This is a genomic window from Enterococcus sp. DIV0358 (assembly GCF_051713465.1).
Lineage (GTDB): Bacteria > Bacillota > Bacilli > Lactobacillales > Enterococcaceae > Enterococcus > Enterococcus faecalis.
On sequence record NZ_JBIOPX010000001.1, the window covers coordinates 2,536,367 to 2,554,610 of the forward strand.

The following is an 18,244-nucleotide window of genomic DNA, read 5'->3' on the forward strand; positions in this document are numbered from 1 at the left end:
AGCGTTGGTGACTCGCTAAACCAAGTGATAGATGGTGTGTTTCCACACAAGCTTACTTTACAGGAAACACCGCTAAAATGCAAGCTTAATCTCTATTATTCGACAGTTTTTTTAAACAATCTAGCCCCTTTTTTGGTGATTTTGTGATACACTAAATGGTGGTAAACAACTGATTATTTCAGCGCATGAATAAATAAAAGAAGAATTTTTTTATGTTTCAAAGGAGGAACCATTGAATGATTACAATGAAAGATATTATTCGTGAAGGGAATCCCACACTTCGTGCTGTGGCAGAAGAAGTGCCTGTCCCTATCACTGAGGAAGACCGACAATTAGGTGAGGACATGTTGACTTTCTTAAAAAATAGTCAAGATCCAGTCAAAGCCGAAGAATTACAATTACGTGGTGGCGTTGGTTTAGCTGCACCACAATTAGATATTTCTAAACGAATTATTGCTGTCCATGTTCCTAGTAACGACCCAGAAAACGAAAAGCCTTCATTAAGTACGGTAATGTACAACCCTAAAATTTTGAGCCATTCTGTGCAAGATGTATGTTTAGGTGAAGGGGAAGGCTGTTTATCTGTCGATCGGGATGTGCCTGGGTATGTCGTTCGTCATAACAAAATTACCGTCAGTTATTTTGACATGGCTGGCGAAAAACACAAAGTTCGTTTAAAAAACTACGAAGCGATTGTGGTTCAACATGAAATTGATCATATTAATGGCATCATGTTCTACGATCATATTAACAAAGAAAATCCATTTGCTTTAAAAGAGGGCGTTTTAGTCATCGAATAAAAAAACTGCGCCGTTTGTTTTCAGACAAACGGTGCAGTTTTTTTAAATGGCCTTCATTTTTTTTAAGGCTTTCCAAATGCCATCATTATCATTGGTATCTGTGACCATTGTGGCCACTTCTTGAATGGAAGGACTCGCGTTGCCCATTGCGACGCCAATCCCTGCATGGCTTAGCATTTCTCGGTCATTTTCGCCGTCCCCAAAGGCAATGATATTTTTTGCATCAATGCCCACACGTTTGGCTAAATACGTTAACGTAGCTGATTTTGAGCCATCTTTAGGCACAACATCTACGCTATGTTGGTGCCAGCGAATAAAGCGAAATTCTGGGTATTCTTCTTCAAACGTACACTGATCTTCTGCGTCATAAAAAGCCAACGCTTGGTAAATATCATTTTGACGGTAAAAGTGTTCATCATAAGCAGGTGAATGAAAATGAAAAGAGTTCATCGCAATTTCCATTTTTTCAGCACGGTGTTGGTTGCTCTTCTTAATATCATCTAAGCCCACACAAGCAAATCCTAAGCCGCGTTGATCACTGTCTTGTGCCAAACGTTCCAACGCTTCAGCATGCAATAAATTTTGATAATATTGCTCATGATCCACAAAAGCCGCGGCGCCATTACATAATACGTAATTGGTAAAATCTAAATCCCAAATCACCTCTTGCGCCATATAACGACTTCTGCCAGTTGCCAGCGTAACTAAGTGTCCTTGCTCCCGCAATTTTGCTAGCGCTTCTCTCGTGCTATCCAATGCTTTCTTCTCCGAATTTAACAACGTCCCATCAATATCAAATGCAAAAAGTTTTCTTTCCATCATTTCTCCTTATTCGCTCGCTTTCGCTAAATATTTACTGCCTTCTCGTTGTGCTAAAGGACTCAACACTAATTCTTTCATCAATTCCTCGACCCATTGCGGATTCGTTTTACTATATTGGCGTAATGACCAGCCAATCGCTTTTTGAATGAAGAACTCCTCTGTAGTTCTATCATAAATAATCGCCTTTTTCAACAGGTCCTGATTGGTCTTTTCTTTCAACATCAACTGTAAATTCAGCGCAACACGCCGATTCCAGAAATTTTCAGCGCCATAAAAAAGGGCAAAAATCGTTGGCAATTCAGTCAGATGCAACGCCACCCACGACCCAAAAAATTTTCGCCAAGCATCCACACTATCCCACCACGCTTTTTGTGGAACATAGGCTTTAAACGCTACGACCTCTTCTAATGAAAATCTCCGAACATTTTGAAGAGCTAAATCAATAGCGACATACTGATATTCTCGTTCTGTTTTTTGATAGTAAGCCTCAATCTCTTGGCATAATTTTTCCTTTGGCCACGTATGACTTTCTTTTAAAAGTTGTTTACTTAACGCTTGACGTTCTGGGGCGGGGATGCCTGCAAAAACAAATTGGTGTTTCATATAAGCAGACATTTTTGCTGCTGTTTCTGGGTTCTTCTGAAATTGAAGTGTGTCCATTCCTTCGCTCCTTATAATAAAAAAAACTATACTAAAACAGTGTACCATGTTTTAGTATAGTTGGTTGATCAATTAATCAAAATACGTTAAGTTTTTGTTGTCTTTATCTAACCAGGCATAGCCGAGACCCATAATTAAGCCACCACCGATAAAGTTACCGATAAAGGCCCAGAACAGATTATGAACAACATTACCAGCTGTGAAAGCTTCAATTGCGCCGTTCGAAGCAAAGTAAGCTAAACTGAAGGCTGGGAAGTTGGCAATCACGTGTTCAAAACCAAGGAACGCAAAGATAAAGATAATGAAAATAATGGCCGCGACTTTGCCGGCGTCATCTTTCATTCGCATACTCACTAATACGGCTGTATTAACCACAATATTGGCGAACATAGCTTCAACTAAAATTTGCAGGGTGGTTTTTTCTAATTTTCCAGCAATCGACGTAAAGAAGAAACTATCTTTTGGTAAATCTTGGAACGGCACCGTAAGTGATACCAAGAAACCAAATAAGACACCACCAATTAAATTGAATAAGATACAGGTAAATAAAATTTTTGCAGCTAAGGAAAAGTTGACTTTTTTACGATAGACGCCAACAGTCATGTACAACATATTCGAGGTACCAAGTTCGGCATTCATATATAAAATCATCACAAGTGACCAACTGAACATGAAGGCGTAAAGCATTTTCCCTAAACCATGAGAAATTCCTTCTCCTTTAATTGCGATTGCAAAAGCAACGGCTGTTCCCAACGTTAAAAATAGACAAGCAAGCATTGCACGAACAGCGTAGCGGGAAAAGCTGTTTGAGAATAAATTCACTTTCTTGTCGATGGATTTATCAATTTGTTCAAACAATGGTGAACCAGACTTCATTGTAAACTCCCTTTCATTCCGTTTTCAACTTATATTTTCAAAACATCTCCTCTTATTCTAATGAGGAAAAGTGTTTTTGTCTACCTTTTTTTTCAGATTTCACTTTAAAACCTTGACGTTTCCTATCCTATTAAGTATACTAGATTTTGTGTAAAATAATTGCAGCAGAAGAATAATAACTCGTCAACAGTTCATTGCCAAACTTGGTTCAACTGCGTAACCGCGGCTGCAAAGGCGAAGGTTGAAGAATGAACTGAACGAATATGAATTTTTCATCTAATTATTTTACTCCAAAAAAACATTTATTTATTGGAGGAATTTTTAATGTCTCGTTATACTGGACCATCATGGAAAGTATCTCGTCGTCTAGGTATCTCTTTATCAGGTACTGGTAAAGAACTAGCTCGTCGCCCTTACAAACCAGGACAACACGGACCTAACAGCCGTGGTAAAGTTTCTGAATACGGAATGCAATTAACTGAAAAACAAAAATTACGTCATATGTATGGCATGAACGAACGTCAATTCCGTACGTTGTTCATTAAAGCAAGCAAAATCAAAGAAGGTAAACACGGTGTTAACTTCATGGTTTTACTAGAACAACGCTTAGATAACGTTGTTTACCGTTTAGGTCTTGCAACTACTCGTCGTCAAGCACGTCAATTAGTTAACCATGGCCACATCACTGTAGACGGCAAACGTGTTGATATTCCATCATACCACGTTGAAGTTGGTCAAGTGATCGGTGTTCGTGAAAAATCTCAAAACATCTCAACAATTAAAGAAGCAGTTGAAGCAACTGTTGGACGTCCAGCATTCGTAAGCTTTGACACTGAAAAATTAGAAGGTAGCTTCACTCGTTTACCAGAACGTGATGAACTTTACCCAGAAATCGACGAAGCACTTGTCGTTGAATACTACAACCAAAAACTTTAAGATTTCAAAAGGTCGAACTACGGTTCTTACCTTCTTTCAAAACCTTGCCTTTCTTGGCAAGGTTTTTTTCTTTGCCCTCTTTACAAAATTGTTTACTTCCGCTAAACTATTGTTAACCGAATAATAATAATTGGTTAACAATAGAAAGTGAGGCTTCTTATGAATAAAGCATCGTTACGCTCTTTAATTTTAGCAGCAGAATTCGCTGTGATTATTGCTGTACTTTCACAATTTACAATTCCATTGGGGATTGTCCCCTTAACTGGACAAACGTTTGCCATCGGCTTAACCGCTACCGTTTTGGGCAAGCGAACGGGGACCTACGCTATTTTAATTTACTTCTTATTAGGATTAATTGGTTTACCCGTTTACGCTGGGATGTCCAGCGGGTTCGGTGTACTCTTTGGACCCACTGGCGGCTATTTAATCGGCTTTATCTTTAACGGCTTATTAACTGGTTACATTTTAGAAAAAACAACCTTTAACTATACTTGGGCCATTATCGCAAATATTGCCGGCGCCTTAGTTACCTTAGTTTTCGGTATGATTTGGTTGAAATATTCCGCAAATCTGCCGTGGCCAAACGCTTTTGCTGGCGGGTTTGCTCCGTTTATTATTCCTGGTATCATCAAGGCTGTCGCAGCTGCTTATGTTGGTATTTTAATTCGCCAACGCTTTATGAAACGTTTTTTAGCACACCTTTCTTAAGGGGAAAACTTTTTTCTTTTCCTTGTCTGTAGTACACTAAAAGGACAAAGGAGTGAAGTCCATGTCCTCATTATTAAAACGATTGGTTCAGTTGGTTTTGTTAGTCGGCGCTGTCTTGCTGATTCGACACTATGTTTTCTCCCCTGCTGCGGTGAATGGCTCTTCAATGGAACCAACACTTCATAACAACGACCGTTTATGGGTGACTTCGATTAAAAAGCCACAACGCTTTGATATTATCGCTTTTCCTAGCCCTCGCAACGGCCAACGAGTAGCCAAACGTTTAATTGGTTTACCTGGCGAAACAGTCGAGTATCGCGATGATACCCTTTATATTAATGGTGTATCACTCAGTGAAGATTACTTAGCAAGTGCTAAACGAAATGTCTCTAAAAATGAAAATTATACCCAAGATTTTACGCTAGAGACCTTAGAAGCCACCCAATCCCTGACCGTTCCAGAAGGCATGTATTTTGTCTTGGGGGATAATCGCCCGCGCTCAGATGACAGTCGTTACTTTGGCTTTGTTAAACAAACGAGCGTGGAAGGTGTTTTGACTTTTCGTTATTATCCGTTAGATAAAATTGGCTTTCCATAAAAATAATAAACCACCCTCAAAAGTTAGACTTTTTGAGGGTGGTTTATTATTTTTTTTAAGGTCCAGTGACTAAGTTCCACGTCACCGTCCCTTGATATTTCTCATTTATTTTCCCTTGATTGGCTGGGACGTCTAATTTCACGCTAGCAAAATCAAAATCTAATTGGTAGACATCATTACCTGTAAATTGGTTATTAAGAATTACTGGTGTAGAGGTGCCATCACTCGTCAAAGTTAAGGCTTTCGTAACCCCCACTTTATTCGTTAACTCTGTGACTTGATTATAGTTTTCGATTGCTGCAACATCCGCATTGCCTAATAATAAGCGCGTACTTGTTGGCAAACTATCGGTAGATGCTTTGAGCTGTGATAATTGTGCTGTCAACTGCCAATTGGGTTGGCTTTTCTTGATCCGCAAGTATGGATTACGCGTACCATTCCCATAATAATCGGCTGCTTTTTTCAGACCGTACTGTTTGGCACTACTGCTAATCGTAATTTTCCCAAAATCAAACGTTGGTGTACTAATGAAACCTTCTTCTACTGGCGCAGGCGTAATCGTTTGATCTTCGCCTTGAATACGCACAAAGTTACTAGCTGTCACTGCAGAAAAGTTCCCGCTAGCTGTCATTTCTGCGGTTAAAAGTTGCCTTGGTTCTCCAGTGATTTTCGCTGTGTTCACTGTCACTAAAGCTTCACCATTCACCGGAATTTCCACACCCAAGTTAACTCCTGTGCGCCATTGTTCTGCCGTCACTGGGATAATTTTTGATGTACTACCAATGCGAACAGCTAATTGAGTCGGCGCCGAAATACCTGCCGCCCATTTGGCCGTTGGTGCTAGTTTAACATTGGTCAACGGAACTTCACTGGTGTTTTTTAGTCTAACTGTCCAAATCATAGAAGCTTCATTGGGGACAACTTCTAGTAACCGATTGACCGTCATTTCTGCCGTTGCTTGGACTTCCTCATAGACTGCCGTCATGTCATCTTTGTCATCGTAAGTTACGGCATAACTTGGCGTTTTCGTCGTTTTCAGCGCAGTTTTATCAGTACCTTTGTACCAACCTTTGAACTGATAAGATTTACCATCTGCTGTGTAGCTAGCTGGCAAGGCTTTGGTGCTCGTATACGTGAAGTTATCACTGTCAATCACGGTTTGTTTGCCTTGGGTGAAATCAGCAGGCGGCGTGATTTTAGCACCCGTGGCATCGACGAAATTCTCGGTAACCTTGCGATTGGTTAACTGATAGTAAATCGTCCCTACTGGTGTGTAATAAGAATTAAATAGATTTGTTGCTCCTGATACATACAATCAATTATACAGATACTTCGATTGTTCTGGAATTGTAGTTGTCGAATCAAATTCATCCATTTTAAATTGTGTTGTTGTCATTTTGTTTAGTCCGTAATACAATGGCGCATTACTGGCTGGGTTACCGATTAATGTATTATCTGCAGTTGAATAACGATTCAACGTAGCTTGTGTATAAGAACTTCCCGTGTAGACAGAGATATTTTCATAAAATTTTGGAATAGTAATTCTCGTATTAGTCGTTCCATAGTTATTCACACCGCCTAAAGATACATCTGCTCTAATCGTTCTAGCAGGAATCGTCACCTGTTTGGTATTTCCTGAATTAGTTCCAGTAATTGATCCAAGCTTTGTATAAGCGGAATTAATTTCTTGTTGTAAATCGGTTGTTATTGTAAAAGGCGTTGGTAATAAAATTGCTCCGGCTTCATTGACAAATTGGAAGCTTACAGCTCTACTTGGGAAATTGTAGTCTTTAGTCGTGTCCACCTCATACACCACATTCAAATCATCATTATCATTAAAGGTCACTGCATAGCTTGGTGTTTTCGTTGTTTGTAAGGTTGTTGGTTTGGTTTTGCCTTTGTACCAACCTTTGAACTTGTAAGTTTTACCGCCACTTGTGTAAGTATCTGGTAAAGTGCCACTTTGTTTAAAGGTGTACGGGCTACTATCAATCACTGTTTGTTTCCCTTGTGTGAAGCCAGTTGGTGGTGTAATTTTGGCACCTGTGGCATCGACGAAATTCTCAGTAATACGGCGGTTTTCTAAGAAATAATACATCGTATCGTCTGTGGTGTAATAGCTTGGTTGGCTGTTTCCTACATCATTATCTGTAATAGCACGCGATAAAACCCCGTTCAGCCTTGTTTTGGTTGAATCTATCACCCAATAACTTTGATACATTCCATAAGAATGGGCAGTTGTTGTTGCATGTAAGCGATACTGTTCCCCGTTCACTTCAAGACGTTCCTCATGTGTATTATTTATATATCTTACTTTTGTTGTAGCTATTGGGTAAGCCGTACTAGATCCTGTATAGTGTGCTCCTGGTTTTACTGTAGGCGTCTTATAATATCTTGGAATTGTTAGTTGAAAATCTGTTGCACCTGAAAAGGCGGGGTTAGTCCCAGCTGTATGTGTCAACATTTGGCTTGGTATTGTCAAGTGTTTTAAACTACCATTATTTACTCCAGTAGCTGTGCCGACTTGTTTCGACGTTGCATTCATGACCGTCGTTAAATTAGTTTGCATCACAAAAGAAGATGGTGCAATCATCGCTCCTTTTTCATTAATAAAGCCGAATCTATATGTAACAGCTGGAATAGTCGCAGTTTGTTCTACCGCTTTCGCTGCTTTAGGAGAAATTTGCTTTGGTTGTAACAGACTCCCTCAGTCGTTAAACTCTTCCGTAGCCTTTGAGTTTCCTTCTTCAACCGTTTCCGTGGTCTCTTGTTTTTCTGAAGTAGTTTCTTCCTTGGTGACTTCTACTTTTGAAGTCTCTTCTTCTGTTTTATTTGTCTGTAATTCTGTTTCTCTTGTACTTTCCTTAGTATTTTTCTCTGTACTTTCTTTCGTAGACTCTGCCGTCGGACTACTTTCAATCGTCATGGTCTCCGCAACAGCTGTGACCCCTGTTAATGAATTAACTAATAATGAACAACATAAGCCAAATGTTGCTAATTGTTTAAATTTGATCTGTTTCATGCTGCCCCTTCTTTCTATGTACGATTCCCACCAAGCCAATTAAGGCTAAGCCAAGAATGCTAAGATTTGCCTGACTCTTGCTCCCTGTGCGCGGTAGCTGTTTATCGCCAGTGGTGGCACCTTGACCACTTGCCACTCCTGCTTGATTAGTGCCAGCCTGCCCCTGCACTTTCCCCTTGGGACTCGAACTTGGCGCGTCTGTTTTCGGTGAGGGCTCTTTCGGAGCTACTTGCGAGGGTGCCTTTTTGTAAAATTCCACCCCCACCGAACTAGAACCACCATCAGACGCTTCAACATTTATAAAAAAACTAGGGAAAAATAGTAGGCACGCAATCATTAAATAACGCTTTTTTTTCATTTTAAAACCTCCTTTTAATACTCATCATGTGTAACAACCTTTTTTACATACTTCCATAATAGCAAAGAAACCCCCATGAGAAATTAACAAATTTTACACTTTCAATATAAAAATTATGAAAGTTAGCGATATACCAAGTTTTGTTTCATTGTTATTTAAAGGGATTACGTAAAAAAAAGCTTAAAATACACTTATATCTTGAAAAACATCTTCAACTTCTTAAGTTTTCACTGGCCAAACTACAGAAAAGCTCACAATGTTAGTAATTAAAACTAACATTGTGAGCTTTTCTCATTTTTGACGATTGGATAATTCGATAAAATAACACTAAAACACAAAATAACTGTCTGTTTCTCTTATTGGGCAACAGCTAATTGATACAATGGCAGGAGTTGTTGATAGGTTTCCAACATATAAGCTCGTGCTTTTTCAGGGGTTTGCCACAAGACACTATCTTTGGGAATGATGCGCCCAATTTCAAACTCACCTTTTTTTACATCTCTAAAACGAGTTAAGGCTTTTTCTAAATCCGTTTCCATCAGCGGAGTAATTTGAGGAACCGTGTGATCCAAGGAAACATACGTATCTTCTGGTAATGCTTGGAATAATTGCTGATTCTCTAAAAAGGCTTGCGCAATCTGCTTTTCATTTTTAGGATTATCAATGAATGACAACCACATAAACACATAGTCGCCCCAAATGCCTAATTGAAAATGCGGCTGCATTTTATAACCGCGCTTATTCGGACTAAGTGCTGACCAAGTATTTTCTGGCGGATACACGGTGCGACGGCGATGTTGCGCAATATGGACAAACAACGCCGTTCCTAGTTCAGGCGCTAGTTGTTCGGCAAAATACGTGCCTAATTCTTTAAAAATAGGTTGAATTTGCGCACGGATAACCGCCATTCGTTCATCTAATCCAGCAACTTCAAAGGCTGCGAATTCTTTTTCTGTAAACATCAACATTTCTCTAATTCCTCTCTTAACTTGTCTTCCGCTTCTATTTTTGTCGATTTTGCCATGTTTCCAGTGTCATCCCACGATAAACATCTGTGACAATTTTCCCTTTACTAATTCGAGCACTGGGTAGTGTTCCTTCGTAGGTAAAACCAATTTTCTCCATGACACGACCAGAAGCTGGATTGTCTTGATCATGTAAAGCAAAGATTCTCATGAGTTTCATTTTTGCAAAACCCAGTTCAACTAACGCCGTCGCGGCTTCAGGCATGTAGCCATTGCCCCAAAAGGCACGGTTCAAGACATAGCCTAATTCTCCAATATTATTGGTTTCATTGACCCGCAAATCAATCGTGCCAATCATTTTGCCCGTTTCTTTCACTTCAATCCCATATTTTCCTAAAGGTTCCCCCATAAAAAATTTAGCAATGTTTTGTCTTGTTTCAGCGATTGTTTGATTTTTCAAAAACACATAGCGGACCGTTTCCTCATCTGAAGCATATTCGTACATATCCTCTGCATCGGCTAATGTGACGGGCCTTAAAATCAAGCGTTCGGTTTCGATTCGTTGGTTTTCTGCAAAAATCAATGGATAATTCATGAGCAAAACTCCCTACTTTTCTACATACTTTACCGAAAAACAGCGAAACACGCAAGGAAAATCGGCATTTCCCTTGCGTGTTTCTTTAATTAGCGTTTAAGCGAATGATGGCAATGATCGTCTGAACAGCTTTGGCCATTGATTCAACGGTAATGAATTCATATTGCCCATGAAAATTCTCGCCACCTGTAAATAGATTAGGCGTGGGAATGCCCATGAAAGAAATCTTAGAACCATCTGTCCCGCCACGAAATGGTGTGATGATTGGTTCAATGTCACAACTTTCCATTGCTTGGACGGCCAATTCTACAGGAGTCCAATCTTTTTCGATGATTTCCTTCATATTATAGTATTGGTCTTGGAAAGTAATTGTTAGTCTGGGTTTATCCGCCAGCGCATTTAAACGTTGGACTTGTTTTTCCAAAAATTGCTTTCTCGCTTGAAAGTTTTCTTGATCATGATCCCGAATGATATAGACAAGTTCTGCTTTTTCAATACTTCCTGTAAATTTATTGAGTAAATAAAATCCTTCATTTCCACGTGTTTGTTCTGGCACTTCCTTTTGCGGTAGTGATTGATCAAGTTGTTCGCCTAATTTAATGGCATTTACTAACGAACCATAGGCCGTTCCCGGATGGACACTGGTTCCCTCAATTGTTATCACAGCTTGAGCAGCGTTAAACGTTTCATACTCGAAATGCCCCACGCGGCCACTGTCGATTGTATACGCAAAAGCGACTGGGAAGTTCGGCGCATCAAATTGATCGGCCCCGCGTCCAATTTCTTCATCTGGACCGAAGGCGAGCCAAACATCGCCCCGCGCTACTTCTGGATGTGCCAAAAAATACTCAACAGCAGCTAAAATCTCGACAATTCCCGCTTTGTCATCTGCTCCTAAAAGTGTGGTTCCGTCTGTAGTAATCAACGTTTCCCCTTGATACTCTTTTAAATTGGGAAATTCAGCAACCGATAAAACGATGCCTTGTTCTTGATTCAAGAGGACATCTTGGCCATCATAATTAGTGATGACTTGGGGACGAATATTTTCTGCTGAAAAATCCGCCGTATCCAGATGTGCAATCAACCCAATACTCTTCGCTGCAGGTTGGTTACCAGGCAACCGTGCCGTTAAAAAGCCGTTTTGTTCGTTATAATGCACATCGGCCAAACCTAATTCATGAAGTTCTGTTTCAATCATTTTGGCTAAAACCACTTGACCGACCGTCGTCGGTGTGGTTTGACTGTTGGCATCTGAACGGGTGTTAACTTTCACGTAAGTTAAAAATCGTTCGACTAATTTTTCCATTTTTTACTCCTTCTTCCTGAATCATTCTGTTAAATAGGCATTGCGCAAGTGGAAATAATCCCCATACAAGTGATAACTAATGCCTTTCAATTTAGGATTGATTAGATAATTTGAGGCACTTTGATACAGCGGTACTTGGGCAGCATCTTGGTTCAACAAGATGTCTTCCGCTTCTTTGTATTCTGCAAATTGTTTCTCTGGATTATTGGCATTAATCGTTCGCGCATCTTCTACCAGTTGGTCGTATTTGGCATTATGATAATTGCCATAATTGTAACTTGATTCTCCCGCATATAAGTTAAAGTAAGAGTCTAATTCACTACTGCCGGCAATCCATCCTGAAAGAGACAACTCATAATTTTTTTCACGTCGCGATTGGTTCACATTATTACTTGGTTGCGATGAAATGGTAATTTCTAAACCTGGCAGATTTTCTTGCAACTGACTTTGAACATATTCAGCAATTCGTTTTCCTTGATCTGTATCTGCCGCCAGCAAGGAAAGTTTCACTTTTTTACCGACATCCGCTTGGGCTTTCGTCCATTCAGCTTGGGCTTTTTTGACGTCATTTTTCAAATATTCGCCACTGTATGCTCGGAAATCTTCATCTGTTTCTGGATTCGCATAAAGTTTACTTGGAATCAATCCGTTGAGGGGTTTTGACCCATCGTTTAAGACACTTTGTGTTAAGGCTTCTTTATCAATTGCTTGGCCAATCGCTTTTCGTAAATGAACATTCGCTAATGGCGTTCCTTCTTTTTTGTTGAAATCTAAGAAGTAGTTGGCCACATCTGGATGACTGACATAGCCTGGATCATCTTGATATTGTTGAACATATTGTCCGTTAATGCGAACTAAGTCTAGTTCATTCGCTTGATATAAGTTAATCCCAGTATTATCTTCTTTGATTGTACTAACCGCAACTTCTTCCAGTTTCACTTGATCCGCATCATAGTATTCTGGATTTTTTTTCAATGTCCAAGTATCTGAAGTCGCATCCCAATTGGCTAGCGTAAATGGCCCGCTATAAAGTAAATGTTCACTATCCAAGGCGTAATCTTTGCCTTGCGCTTCGACAAATTTTTGATTTTGTGGCGCTAACCAAGCAATCGAAACGACTGCTAAGAAGGAAGGTTGGGCCTGTTTTAATTCAACAATGAATTCTTTGTCATTAGGGGCTGAAATCCCTAATTCATCGACTGACTTTTCACCGTTGCGTATTTCAAAACTATTTTTAACACTGTCTAGTAAATAGGCATTCGGTCCAATCGTCGCTGGTGTCACCAGTTTTTTCCAAGAATAAACAAAATCTTGGGCCGTAATTGGCTCGCCGTTGCTCCACTTAATCCCCTCCCGCAAGGTAAAGTGGTACTTGCGCCCATCGTCACTAATCTTGACATCTTTAGCTAGAGCTGGCACCGTGGCACTATCATCATCAAACCGATAAAGGCCTTCAAATAAATGTTGTGCCATTGTAAAGGTATTTTTATCTGTTGTTTGTGTTGTATCCAATGTTGAGATTGGTGCAGGTGAACTAATACTGATTTTTTGTTCAGCTGCTAAATTTCCCGAATCTACTTTCTCTGCCGCTTCTTTGGTTCCGCCACATGCGGCTAAAAGAAACCCTGTTGCAATCAAACCTACTACTTTTTTCCCCAATTTCATGTTGTTGCCCCCTCATATTTTTTAAACAAATAAAAAAAGCATTCGTCCTAAAAAGGACGAATGCTTATGCAATCGCGGTACCACCTTTGTTGATCTCTTCGCTAAAAAAGATCCGCTCGTTTCCAGTACAATCATACTGTAGCGCTATAACAGGCGCACCTGAATTGGTTTAAGCGAACGGCTTCAACCAACCTGTTCAAAGGCCATTTTCCCCTTTAACGTCACTACCTCTTCTCACCAAACGAGGCTCTCTGCAAGCTATTTTAAAAAGTACTTTCCTTCTCATCACATTTTGTTCTTTTATTTGTTTCATCAATCATACTGATTTACGGATAGTTTAGCAAACATTTTCGAGGTCGTCAACCACATTTTTAATTTAAAACTTTTTTGTTTTTCATTAAAAAAAGAAAAGAGGTTTCAATTCCTCTTTTCTAAAACAATTTTACTCTAATCCTTTTTTAACGTCTTCTATCATCAAATGCATTGATTCTAATCCACCACCGCTTAGATACCAAACATCTGGTTGAAGCATAATGACTTTATCATTTTTACCAGCATCGGTTTTTTGAATCAATTCGTTTGCAGCGACGTTATCTTTTGAATCGTCGCCACCAATTGCTTTGGTGCGATCTACCACAAAGAGAATCCCAGGATTTTTTTCTAAAACATATTCGTAAGAAACACTTTGCCCATGAGTGGAAGCTTCAATCTTATCGTCTGCTGCTTTGAAGCCAAATGTATCATGAATTAAACCGAAACGAGAGCCTTTTCCGTAAGCGGAAAGTTGTCCTTCGTTAACTAACACAACAAGCGCATTATTCGCGCTAGCTTCTGCTTGTTTTTTCACGTCAGCAATTTCTTTTTCTAAGCCAGTTATTTTTTCTTTAGCTACCTCTTCTTTATCAAAAATAGTGCCTAATGTTTCGATATTTTGTTTCGTTGATGCCCAAGGATTTTTGGCATCTACAGCTAAGTAAATGGTTGGCGCAATGGCTTTTAATTGTTCTTGATAATCTTGTTGACGACCAGAAATAATAATTAAGTCTGGTTTTAGTTGATTGATTTTTTCTAAATCTGGTTCTTTAATGCCGCCTGCTGATTCAACTTTTTGGTATTTTTTCAAATACGCAGGGATATTTTTAGTTGGCGCACCTACCACGCGGTCACCGACACCTAGTGCATCCATTGTATCCAAGGAACCATTATCAAAAACAACGACTTTCTTAGGATTTTTGGGAACGGTTAATTGACCATTGGTGTCTTTGACTGTGACTTCCGTTTTAGCTGTTGTTTCTGTTGTTGCAGAATCTGCTGTTTTTTTATTTGTTTGACAAGCACTTAACATTAACAGTCCCATCATTGAAACTGCCATCATTGCTAAAAATTTCTTTTTCATTCTTTTCCTCCAAAAACGTTATTTTTAAATTGCCCGATTTAGTGATAAAGACAAAAGCGTTTTCCTTCAATTTCACAAATCCGGATATTCATTTCATAAAGATCATTTAAAATACTTGTTTGAATAACTTCTTCTGTTGCGCCATGCGCATAGAGCTTTCCGCCTTTCATGGCGACAATTTCATCTGCATAGCTTGCGGCAAAATTAATATCATGTAGAACAATCAGAATCGTTTTTCCTAGTTCATCCACTAAGCGTTTAAGAATCTGCATCATTTGAACCGCATAATTCATGTCGAGGTTATTTAAGGGCTCATCCAATAAAATATAATCGGTATCTTGGGCTAAAATCATGGCAATATACGCCCGTTGTAATTGACCCCCAGAAAGGGTATCAATGTATTCTTCCGCCATTTCAGTTAAGCCCAATTGTTCCAACGCGTCTGTTACTTTTTCATGATCAGCGCTTTTTAAGCGACCTTTGGAATAAGGAAAACGACCAAAATTGACCAGTTCTCGCACAGTTAATTTAAGTTGTACACCGTTGGCTTGTTTTAAAAGGGCAATTTTTTGTGAAAGAGCTGACTGCTTCCAGGTTTTTACTTCTTGCTTGTCCAGATAAATTTCCCCGGTATCTTTGGGAGTTAAGCGACTCATCATGGCTAGCAGCGTGCTTTTCCCAGCGCCATTTGGTCCAATAAAGGCCGTTAATTTGCCTTCAGAAATAGGTAAATCAATGTCTGAAACGACAAATTTATCGCCATATTTTTTTGATACATCACTCATCTGGATCATGTGCGTTGCTTCCTTTCTGCAATAATTTTCCATATAAAATAAACGCCCCCAACAAATTGAATCACCACACTTAGCGGGGTATTCAAATGAAAGACCTGTTCAACCATCAATTGGCCGAACACCAGTAAAAAGACTGCTATTAAACTCCCTGCCACAAACAGTTCTCGGTGGCGATAGGTTTTCATGAATTGATAACTCATATTGGCCACGATAAAACCTAAAAATGTAATCGGTCCCACTAATGCTGTTGATAAGCCGACCAGACTACTGATCAAACACAACAACACTAATTGAAACTGATTCACAGCAATCCCTAAATTCTGTGCTTGATGGTTCCCTAAATGTAAAACGTCTAAACGGTAACTTTCCCGCCAAAGTATCCCACAAATCATGAGTACCGCCACACCAACGAAAACGAGATACTGACTATTGACGTTACCAAAACTGGCAAACAACTTTCCTTGGAGTAAGTCGTATTCGTTAGGATCCATAATCACTTGTAAAAACGTACTAATACTACTGAAAAAAGTACCTAAAATCATGCCAATCATCAATAATAAAAATAAATCGGATTGATTTTTGCGTAATAGAAAATACGATAAACTAGTACTTAAAAACACCATTAAAAAGACGTTCATCAAAAACGACCCAAGACTTACTTGGCCTAACGCTTGTGCGCCTCCTAAAAGAAAAAATAACACCGTCTGCACAAAGACATACAAAGAATCCATCCCTAAAATGTTTGGCGTTAGGAAATGATTTTGCGTGACTGTTTGAAAACTAATAGTTGAAAAAGCCGCAGCGATTCCAACAAAAATAAAAGCCAATAACTTTTTGCCTCGTAACGCCAAAGCAAAGGACCAATTGCCATACGTGTTATAAGTTAAATAACAAAGGCTCACAATTACTACGGCAGCTAAAAGCAAAAGTAATGAAAGCCATTTTTTTAAAGGCCGTTTCATTGTTTGCGCCCCCTTAGTAATAATAAAATGAACAAAATGCTCCCTAATGTTCCGACAACCACGCTGACAGGAATTTCATAGGGGGCAATCAATACTCGTGCTAAAATATCACAGATTAACAAGAACAAACTCCCGCAAATCCCAGTTAACCACAAGGTATTTTTCATATGATCGCCATAACGTAAAGACACGAGATTGGGAATCACAACCCCTAAAAACGGAATATTCCCCACCATCAATAAAACGATGGCACTTGCTAAAGCAACCAGCGTCAAACCTAAAAACTGAATTCGCTGGTAATGGACGCCAAGACTATTTGCAAATGCTTCACCCATACCAACGACAGTGAAATGATAAGCAAATAAATAAATAACAAACCACAAAGGAATCATTAAGAATAACCATTCATAATTCCCTTTCATAACTGTGGAAAAATTTCCTTGTAACCAAGCAGACATATTTTGAACCAATTGGTATTGATAGGCAAAAAATGTGGCAATTGAACCTAGAATGTTACCAAACATCACGCCCACCAAAGGGACCATCACTTGATTCTTACTTGGTAATAATCGAATGAGCGCTAAGAATAACAAGGTCCCGCTTAGCGCAAAAATAAAAGCAATTGCCGTTCGATAGAGAAACGGAGCTGTTGGGAAAAATAACATTGCGACTAAAATACCCAACCTTGCACTATCGGTTGTTCCAGCGACACTAGGAGCGACAAATTTATTTTGTGTGAGTTGCTGCATAATCAATCCAGAAATACTCATCGTACTACCAGCAATGATTAAACTCAACGTGCGGGGAACACGGGTGGTAAATAAAACAAATTGTTGCTGCGCATCTAATTGAAACAACTGAGAAAGTGCAATGTCCTTCACCCCTATCACTAATGACAATAAGCTGAAAAGTAATAGTAGAACAAACAAACCAATCTTTTTCATGAGAAAACTCCATTTTTATTTAATTGAGAATGATTCTCATTCTTAATTACAGTGTATGAGAAAATCATCACAAATGCAACCACTTTTTTTCCTTTATTAAAAACTTCTTCTCAAGCCGACTGACCAACGACTTATCTAAGATATGCTATAATGGAGGGAAACGTTAGGAAAGGAGTGTTACTGAATGGCGAATGATGACTTACAACAACGTCTGGATAAAGGAATGTACGGTACGCCCCTCGTTAATCCTGAAGAACAACACAAATACATGGGCACATTTCGTGAACGCTGCCGTCTCTCCATGACCGTCGCTGAAATGAAAGATGCACAGAACCAAAAACATTTATTAGAAGAATTAGCGAAGCATCCTGAAGTTACAGTACTTTTAAATGGCGAAATCTCTTCTGACCTGCAAAGTACCTATATTAAATTATTAAATCAGCATGGCGCAAACTTTAAGATTGTTAACAATTTTGTGGAGAACAACCCTGACTCTCTCGGCTTACTGTTAGCTGAAAAACATGCAGTCGATGAACCTGTGATTGACGTTACAGAAAAATATCCTCAAGCAACAGAAACGCCAAAAGAAGAGCCAACAGCTAAAAAAGGCTTTTGGCAAAAACTATTTCAATCATAAAAAGCTCAAGGAAAGTTATGAGCGCTTCCATTTATAATAGAATTATGCTATTATAAAGATGAAAAAGAGAGGTATGCGGGTACATACCTCTCCTTTTATACCAACACCAGTTATAAGAACTGGTGGCTTACTGAGTTAAGTTTTTATTACTGTTTAACCGTTCAGCCGTCTAAGCTTATGAACGGTTATTTTTTATCGTT

The 18,244-nt window shown here is 39.2% G+C and carries 18 protein-coding genes, 1 pseudogene and 1 other annotated feature; of the genes and pseudogenes, 5 read left to right on the forward strand and 14 right to left on the reverse strand.

Annotated elements, in window-relative coordinates; genetic code table 11:
* The first annotated feature begins 236 nt into the window (after positions 1 to 236).
* Complete coding sequence (def, locus tag IGK70_RS12275; protein ID WP_002381104.1) at positions 237 to 800, forward strand: peptide deformylase; 564 nt, start codon at positions 237 to 239, stop codon at positions 798 to 800.
* Between the two features lie 42 nt (positions 801 to 842).
* On the opposite strand, the gene IGK70_RS12280 is transcribed toward def, so the two are convergent.
* From IGK70_RS12280 to IGK70_RS12290, 3 genes are all read right to left on the reverse strand, one after another.
* The gene (locus IGK70_RS12280; RefSeq protein WP_010783618.1) at positions 843 to 1,619 is read right to left on the reverse strand and encodes a Cof-type HAD-IIB family hydrolase; all 777 of its coding nucleotides are present in this window, start codon (positions 1,617 to 1,619) and stop codon (positions 843 to 845) included.
* A gap of 9 nt (positions 1,620 to 1,628) precedes the next feature.
* On the reverse strand, positions 1,629 to 2,282 hold the full coding sequence (locus tag IGK70_RS12285) for a DNA alkylation repair protein (protein ID WP_002354978.1): 654 nt from the start codon (positions 2,280 to 2,282) through the stop codon (positions 1,629 to 1,631).
* A gap of 72 nt (positions 2,283 to 2,354) precedes the next feature.
* On the reverse strand, positions 2,355 to 3,158 hold the full coding sequence (locus tag IGK70_RS12290) for a formate/nitrite transporter family protein (protein ID WP_002365340.1): 804 nt from the start codon (positions 3,156 to 3,158) through the stop codon (positions 2,355 to 2,357).
* Between the two features lie 324 nt (positions 3,159 to 3,482).
* Here IGK70_RS12290 and rpsD point away from each other — a divergent pair, with 324 nt between their 5' ends.
* The 3 genes from rpsD to lepB all read left to right on the forward strand — a co-directional run bounded on the left by rpsD (position 3,483) and on the right by lepB (position 5,400).
* Positions 3,483 to 4,094 (forward strand): 30S ribosomal protein S4, encoded by a 612-nt coding sequence (rpsD, locus tag IGK70_RS12295; protein ID WP_002365342.1) that lies wholly within the window; start codon positions 3,483 to 3,485, stop codon positions 4,092 to 4,094.
* 159 nt (positions 4,095 to 4,253) lie between these two features.
* A complete protein-coding gene (locus IGK70_RS12300; RefSeq protein ID WP_002354975.1) occupies positions 4,254 to 4,802 on the forward strand; it encodes a biotin transporter BioY in 549 nt (182 codons plus the stop codon).
* 61 nt (positions 4,803 to 4,863) lie between these two features.
* The gene (lepB, locus tag IGK70_RS12305) at positions 4,864 to 5,400 is read left to right on the forward strand and encodes a signal peptidase I (RefSeq protein WP_010783619.1); all 537 of its coding nucleotides are present in this window, start codon (positions 4,864 to 4,866) and stop codon (positions 5,398 to 5,400) included.
* Positions 5,401 to 5,455: 55 nt separating this feature from the next.
* On the opposite strand, the pseudogene IGK70_RS12310 reads toward lepB, so the two are convergent.
* The 11 genes and pseudogenes from IGK70_RS12310 to IGK70_RS12360 form a co-directional block, all read right to left on the reverse strand.
* Positions 5,456 to 7,969: pseudogene (locus tag IGK70_RS12310) on the reverse strand (WxL domain-containing protein).
* A gap of 138 nt (positions 7,970 to 8,107) precedes the next feature.
* Positions 8,108 to 8,422, reverse strand: coding sequence for a hypothetical protein (locus IGK70_RS12315; RefSeq protein ID WP_104855768.1), 315 nt, complete (start codon positions 8,420 to 8,422; stop codon positions 8,108 to 8,110).
* The gene (locus IGK70_RS12320) at positions 8,403 to 8,780 is read right to left on the reverse strand and encodes an LPXTG cell wall anchor domain-containing protein (protein ID WP_002381098.1); all 378 of its coding nucleotides are present in this window, start codon (positions 8,778 to 8,780) and stop codon (positions 8,403 to 8,405) included. Before IGK70_RS12320 ends, IGK70_RS12315 begins: the two co-directional genes overlap by 20 nt.
* 356 nt (positions 8,781 to 9,136) lie before the next feature.
* Positions 9,137 to 9,748: a YktB family protein gene (locus IGK70_RS12325; protein ID WP_104855896.1), complete on the reverse strand. Its 612-nt coding sequence runs from the start codon at positions 9,746 to 9,748 to the stop codon at positions 9,137 to 9,139.
* Between the two features lie 34 nt (positions 9,749 to 9,782).
* Positions 9,783 to 10,340: a GNAT family N-acetyltransferase gene (locus IGK70_RS12330; RefSeq protein ID WP_002398904.1), complete on the reverse strand. Its 558-nt coding sequence runs from the start codon at positions 10,338 to 10,340 to the stop codon at positions 9,783 to 9,785.
* An 85-nt stretch (positions 10,341 to 10,425) separates the two neighbouring features.
* On the reverse strand, positions 10,426 to 11,646 hold the full coding sequence (pepT, locus tag IGK70_RS12335; protein ID WP_002354968.1) for a peptidase T: 1,221 nt from the start codon (positions 11,644 to 11,646) through the stop codon (positions 10,426 to 10,428).
* Positions 11,647 to 11,667: 21 nt separating this feature from the next.
* A complete protein-coding gene (locus IGK70_RS12340; RefSeq protein ID WP_002359061.1) occupies positions 11,668 to 13,311 on the reverse strand; it encodes a peptide ABC transporter substrate-binding protein in 1,644 nt (547 codons plus the stop codon).
* A gap of 49 nt (positions 13,312 to 13,360) precedes the next feature.
* Positions 13,361 to 13,606, reverse strand: a binding site (T-box leader).
* 147 nt (positions 13,607 to 13,753) lie between these two features.
* Entirely contained in the window at positions 13,754 to 14,707 is a 954-nt protein-coding gene (locus IGK70_RS12345) for a siderophore ABC transporter substrate-binding protein (RefSeq protein WP_002370087.1), read from the reverse strand.
* A 38-nt stretch (positions 14,708 to 14,745) separates the two neighbouring features.
* Positions 14,746 to 15,501, reverse strand: coding sequence for an iron ABC transporter ATP-binding protein (locus tag IGK70_RS12350; RefSeq protein WP_002415456.1), 756 nt, complete (start codon positions 15,499 to 15,501; stop codon positions 14,746 to 14,748).
* Entirely contained in the window at positions 15,498 to 16,463 is a 966-nt protein-coding gene (locus tag IGK70_RS12355) for an iron chelate uptake ABC transporter family permease subunit (protein WP_002371665.1), read from the reverse strand. The genes IGK70_RS12350 and IGK70_RS12355 overlap by 4 nt, the downstream gene beginning before the upstream one ends.
* Entirely contained in the window at positions 16,460 to 17,407 is a 948-nt protein-coding gene (locus IGK70_RS12360; RefSeq protein ID WP_002354960.1) for an ABC transporter permease, read from the reverse strand. Before IGK70_RS12360 ends, IGK70_RS12355 begins: the two co-directional genes overlap by 4 nt.
* Positions 17,408 to 17,591: 184 nt before the next feature.
* Here IGK70_RS12360 and IGK70_RS12365 point away from each other — a divergent pair, with 184 nt between their 5' ends.
* Positions 17,592 to 18,044, forward strand: a complete 453-nt coding sequence (locus tag IGK70_RS12365; protein WP_010710887.1) for a YueI family protein — start codon at positions 17,592 to 17,594, stop codon at positions 18,042 to 18,044.
* Positions 18,045 to 18,244: the final 200 nt, after the last annotated feature.

Coding starts and splice junctions, on each gene's coding strand:
- def (WP_002381104.1), top strand. CDS start 237: ATGATTACAATGAAAGATATTATTCGTGAAGGGAATCCCACACTTCGT.
- IGK70_RS12280 (WP_010783618.1), bottom strand. CDS start 1,619: ATGGAAAGAAAACTTTTTGCATTTGATATTGATGGGACGTTGTTAAAT.
- IGK70_RS12285 (WP_002354978.1), bottom strand. CDS start 2,282: ATGGACACACTTCAATTTCAGAAGAACCCAGAAACAGCAGCAAAAATG.
- IGK70_RS12290 (WP_002365340.1), bottom strand. CDS start 3,158: ATGAAGTCTGGTTCACCATTGTTTGAACAAATTGATAAATCCATCGAC.
- rpsD (WP_002365342.1), top strand. CDS start 3,483: ATGTCTCGTTATACTGGACCATCATGGAAAGTATCTCGTCGTCTAGGT.
- IGK70_RS12300 (WP_002354975.1), top strand. CDS start 4,254: ATGAATAAAGCATCGTTACGCTCTTTAATTTTAGCAGCAGAATTCGCT.
- lepB (WP_010783619.1), top strand. CDS start 4,864: ATGTCCTCATTATTAAAACGATTGGTTCAGTTGGTTTTGTTAGTCGGC.
- IGK70_RS12315 (WP_104855768.1), bottom strand. CDS start 8,422: ATGAAACAGATCAAATTTAAACAATTAGCAACATTTGGCTTATGTTGT.
- IGK70_RS12320 (WP_002381098.1), bottom strand. CDS start 8,780: ATGAAAAAAAAGCGTTATTTAATGATTGCGTGCCTACTATTTTTCCCT.
- IGK70_RS12325 (WP_104855896.1), bottom strand. CDS start 9,748: ATGTTGATGTTTACAGAAAAAGAATTCGCAGCCTTTGAAGTTGCTGGA.
- IGK70_RS12330 (WP_002398904.1), bottom strand. CDS start 10,340: ATGAATTATCCATTGATTTTTGCAGAAAACCAACGAATCGAAACCGAA.
- pepT (WP_002354968.1), bottom strand. CDS start 11,646: ATGGAAAAATTAGTCGAACGATTTTTAACTTACGTGAAAGTTAACACC.
- IGK70_RS12340 (WP_002359061.1), bottom strand. CDS start 13,311: ATGAAATTGGGGAAAAAAGTAGTAGGTTTGATTGCAACAGGGTTTCTT.
- IGK70_RS12345 (WP_002370087.1), bottom strand. CDS start 14,707: ATGAAAAAGAAATTTTTAGCAATGATGGCAGTTTCAATGATGGGACTG.
- IGK70_RS12350 (WP_002415456.1), bottom strand. CDS start 15,501: ATGATCCAGATGAGTGATGTATCAAAAAAATATGGCGATAAATTTGTC.
- IGK70_RS12355 (WP_002371665.1), bottom strand. CDS start 16,463: ATGAAACGGCCTTTAAAAAAATGGCTTTCATTACTTTTGCTTTTAGCT.
- IGK70_RS12360 (WP_002354960.1), bottom strand. CDS start 17,407: ATGAAAAAGATTGGTTTGTTTGTTCTACTATTACTTTTCAGCTTATTG.
- IGK70_RS12365 (WP_010710887.1), top strand. CDS start 17,592: ATGGCGAATGATGACTTACAACAACGTCTGGATAAAGGAATGTACGGT.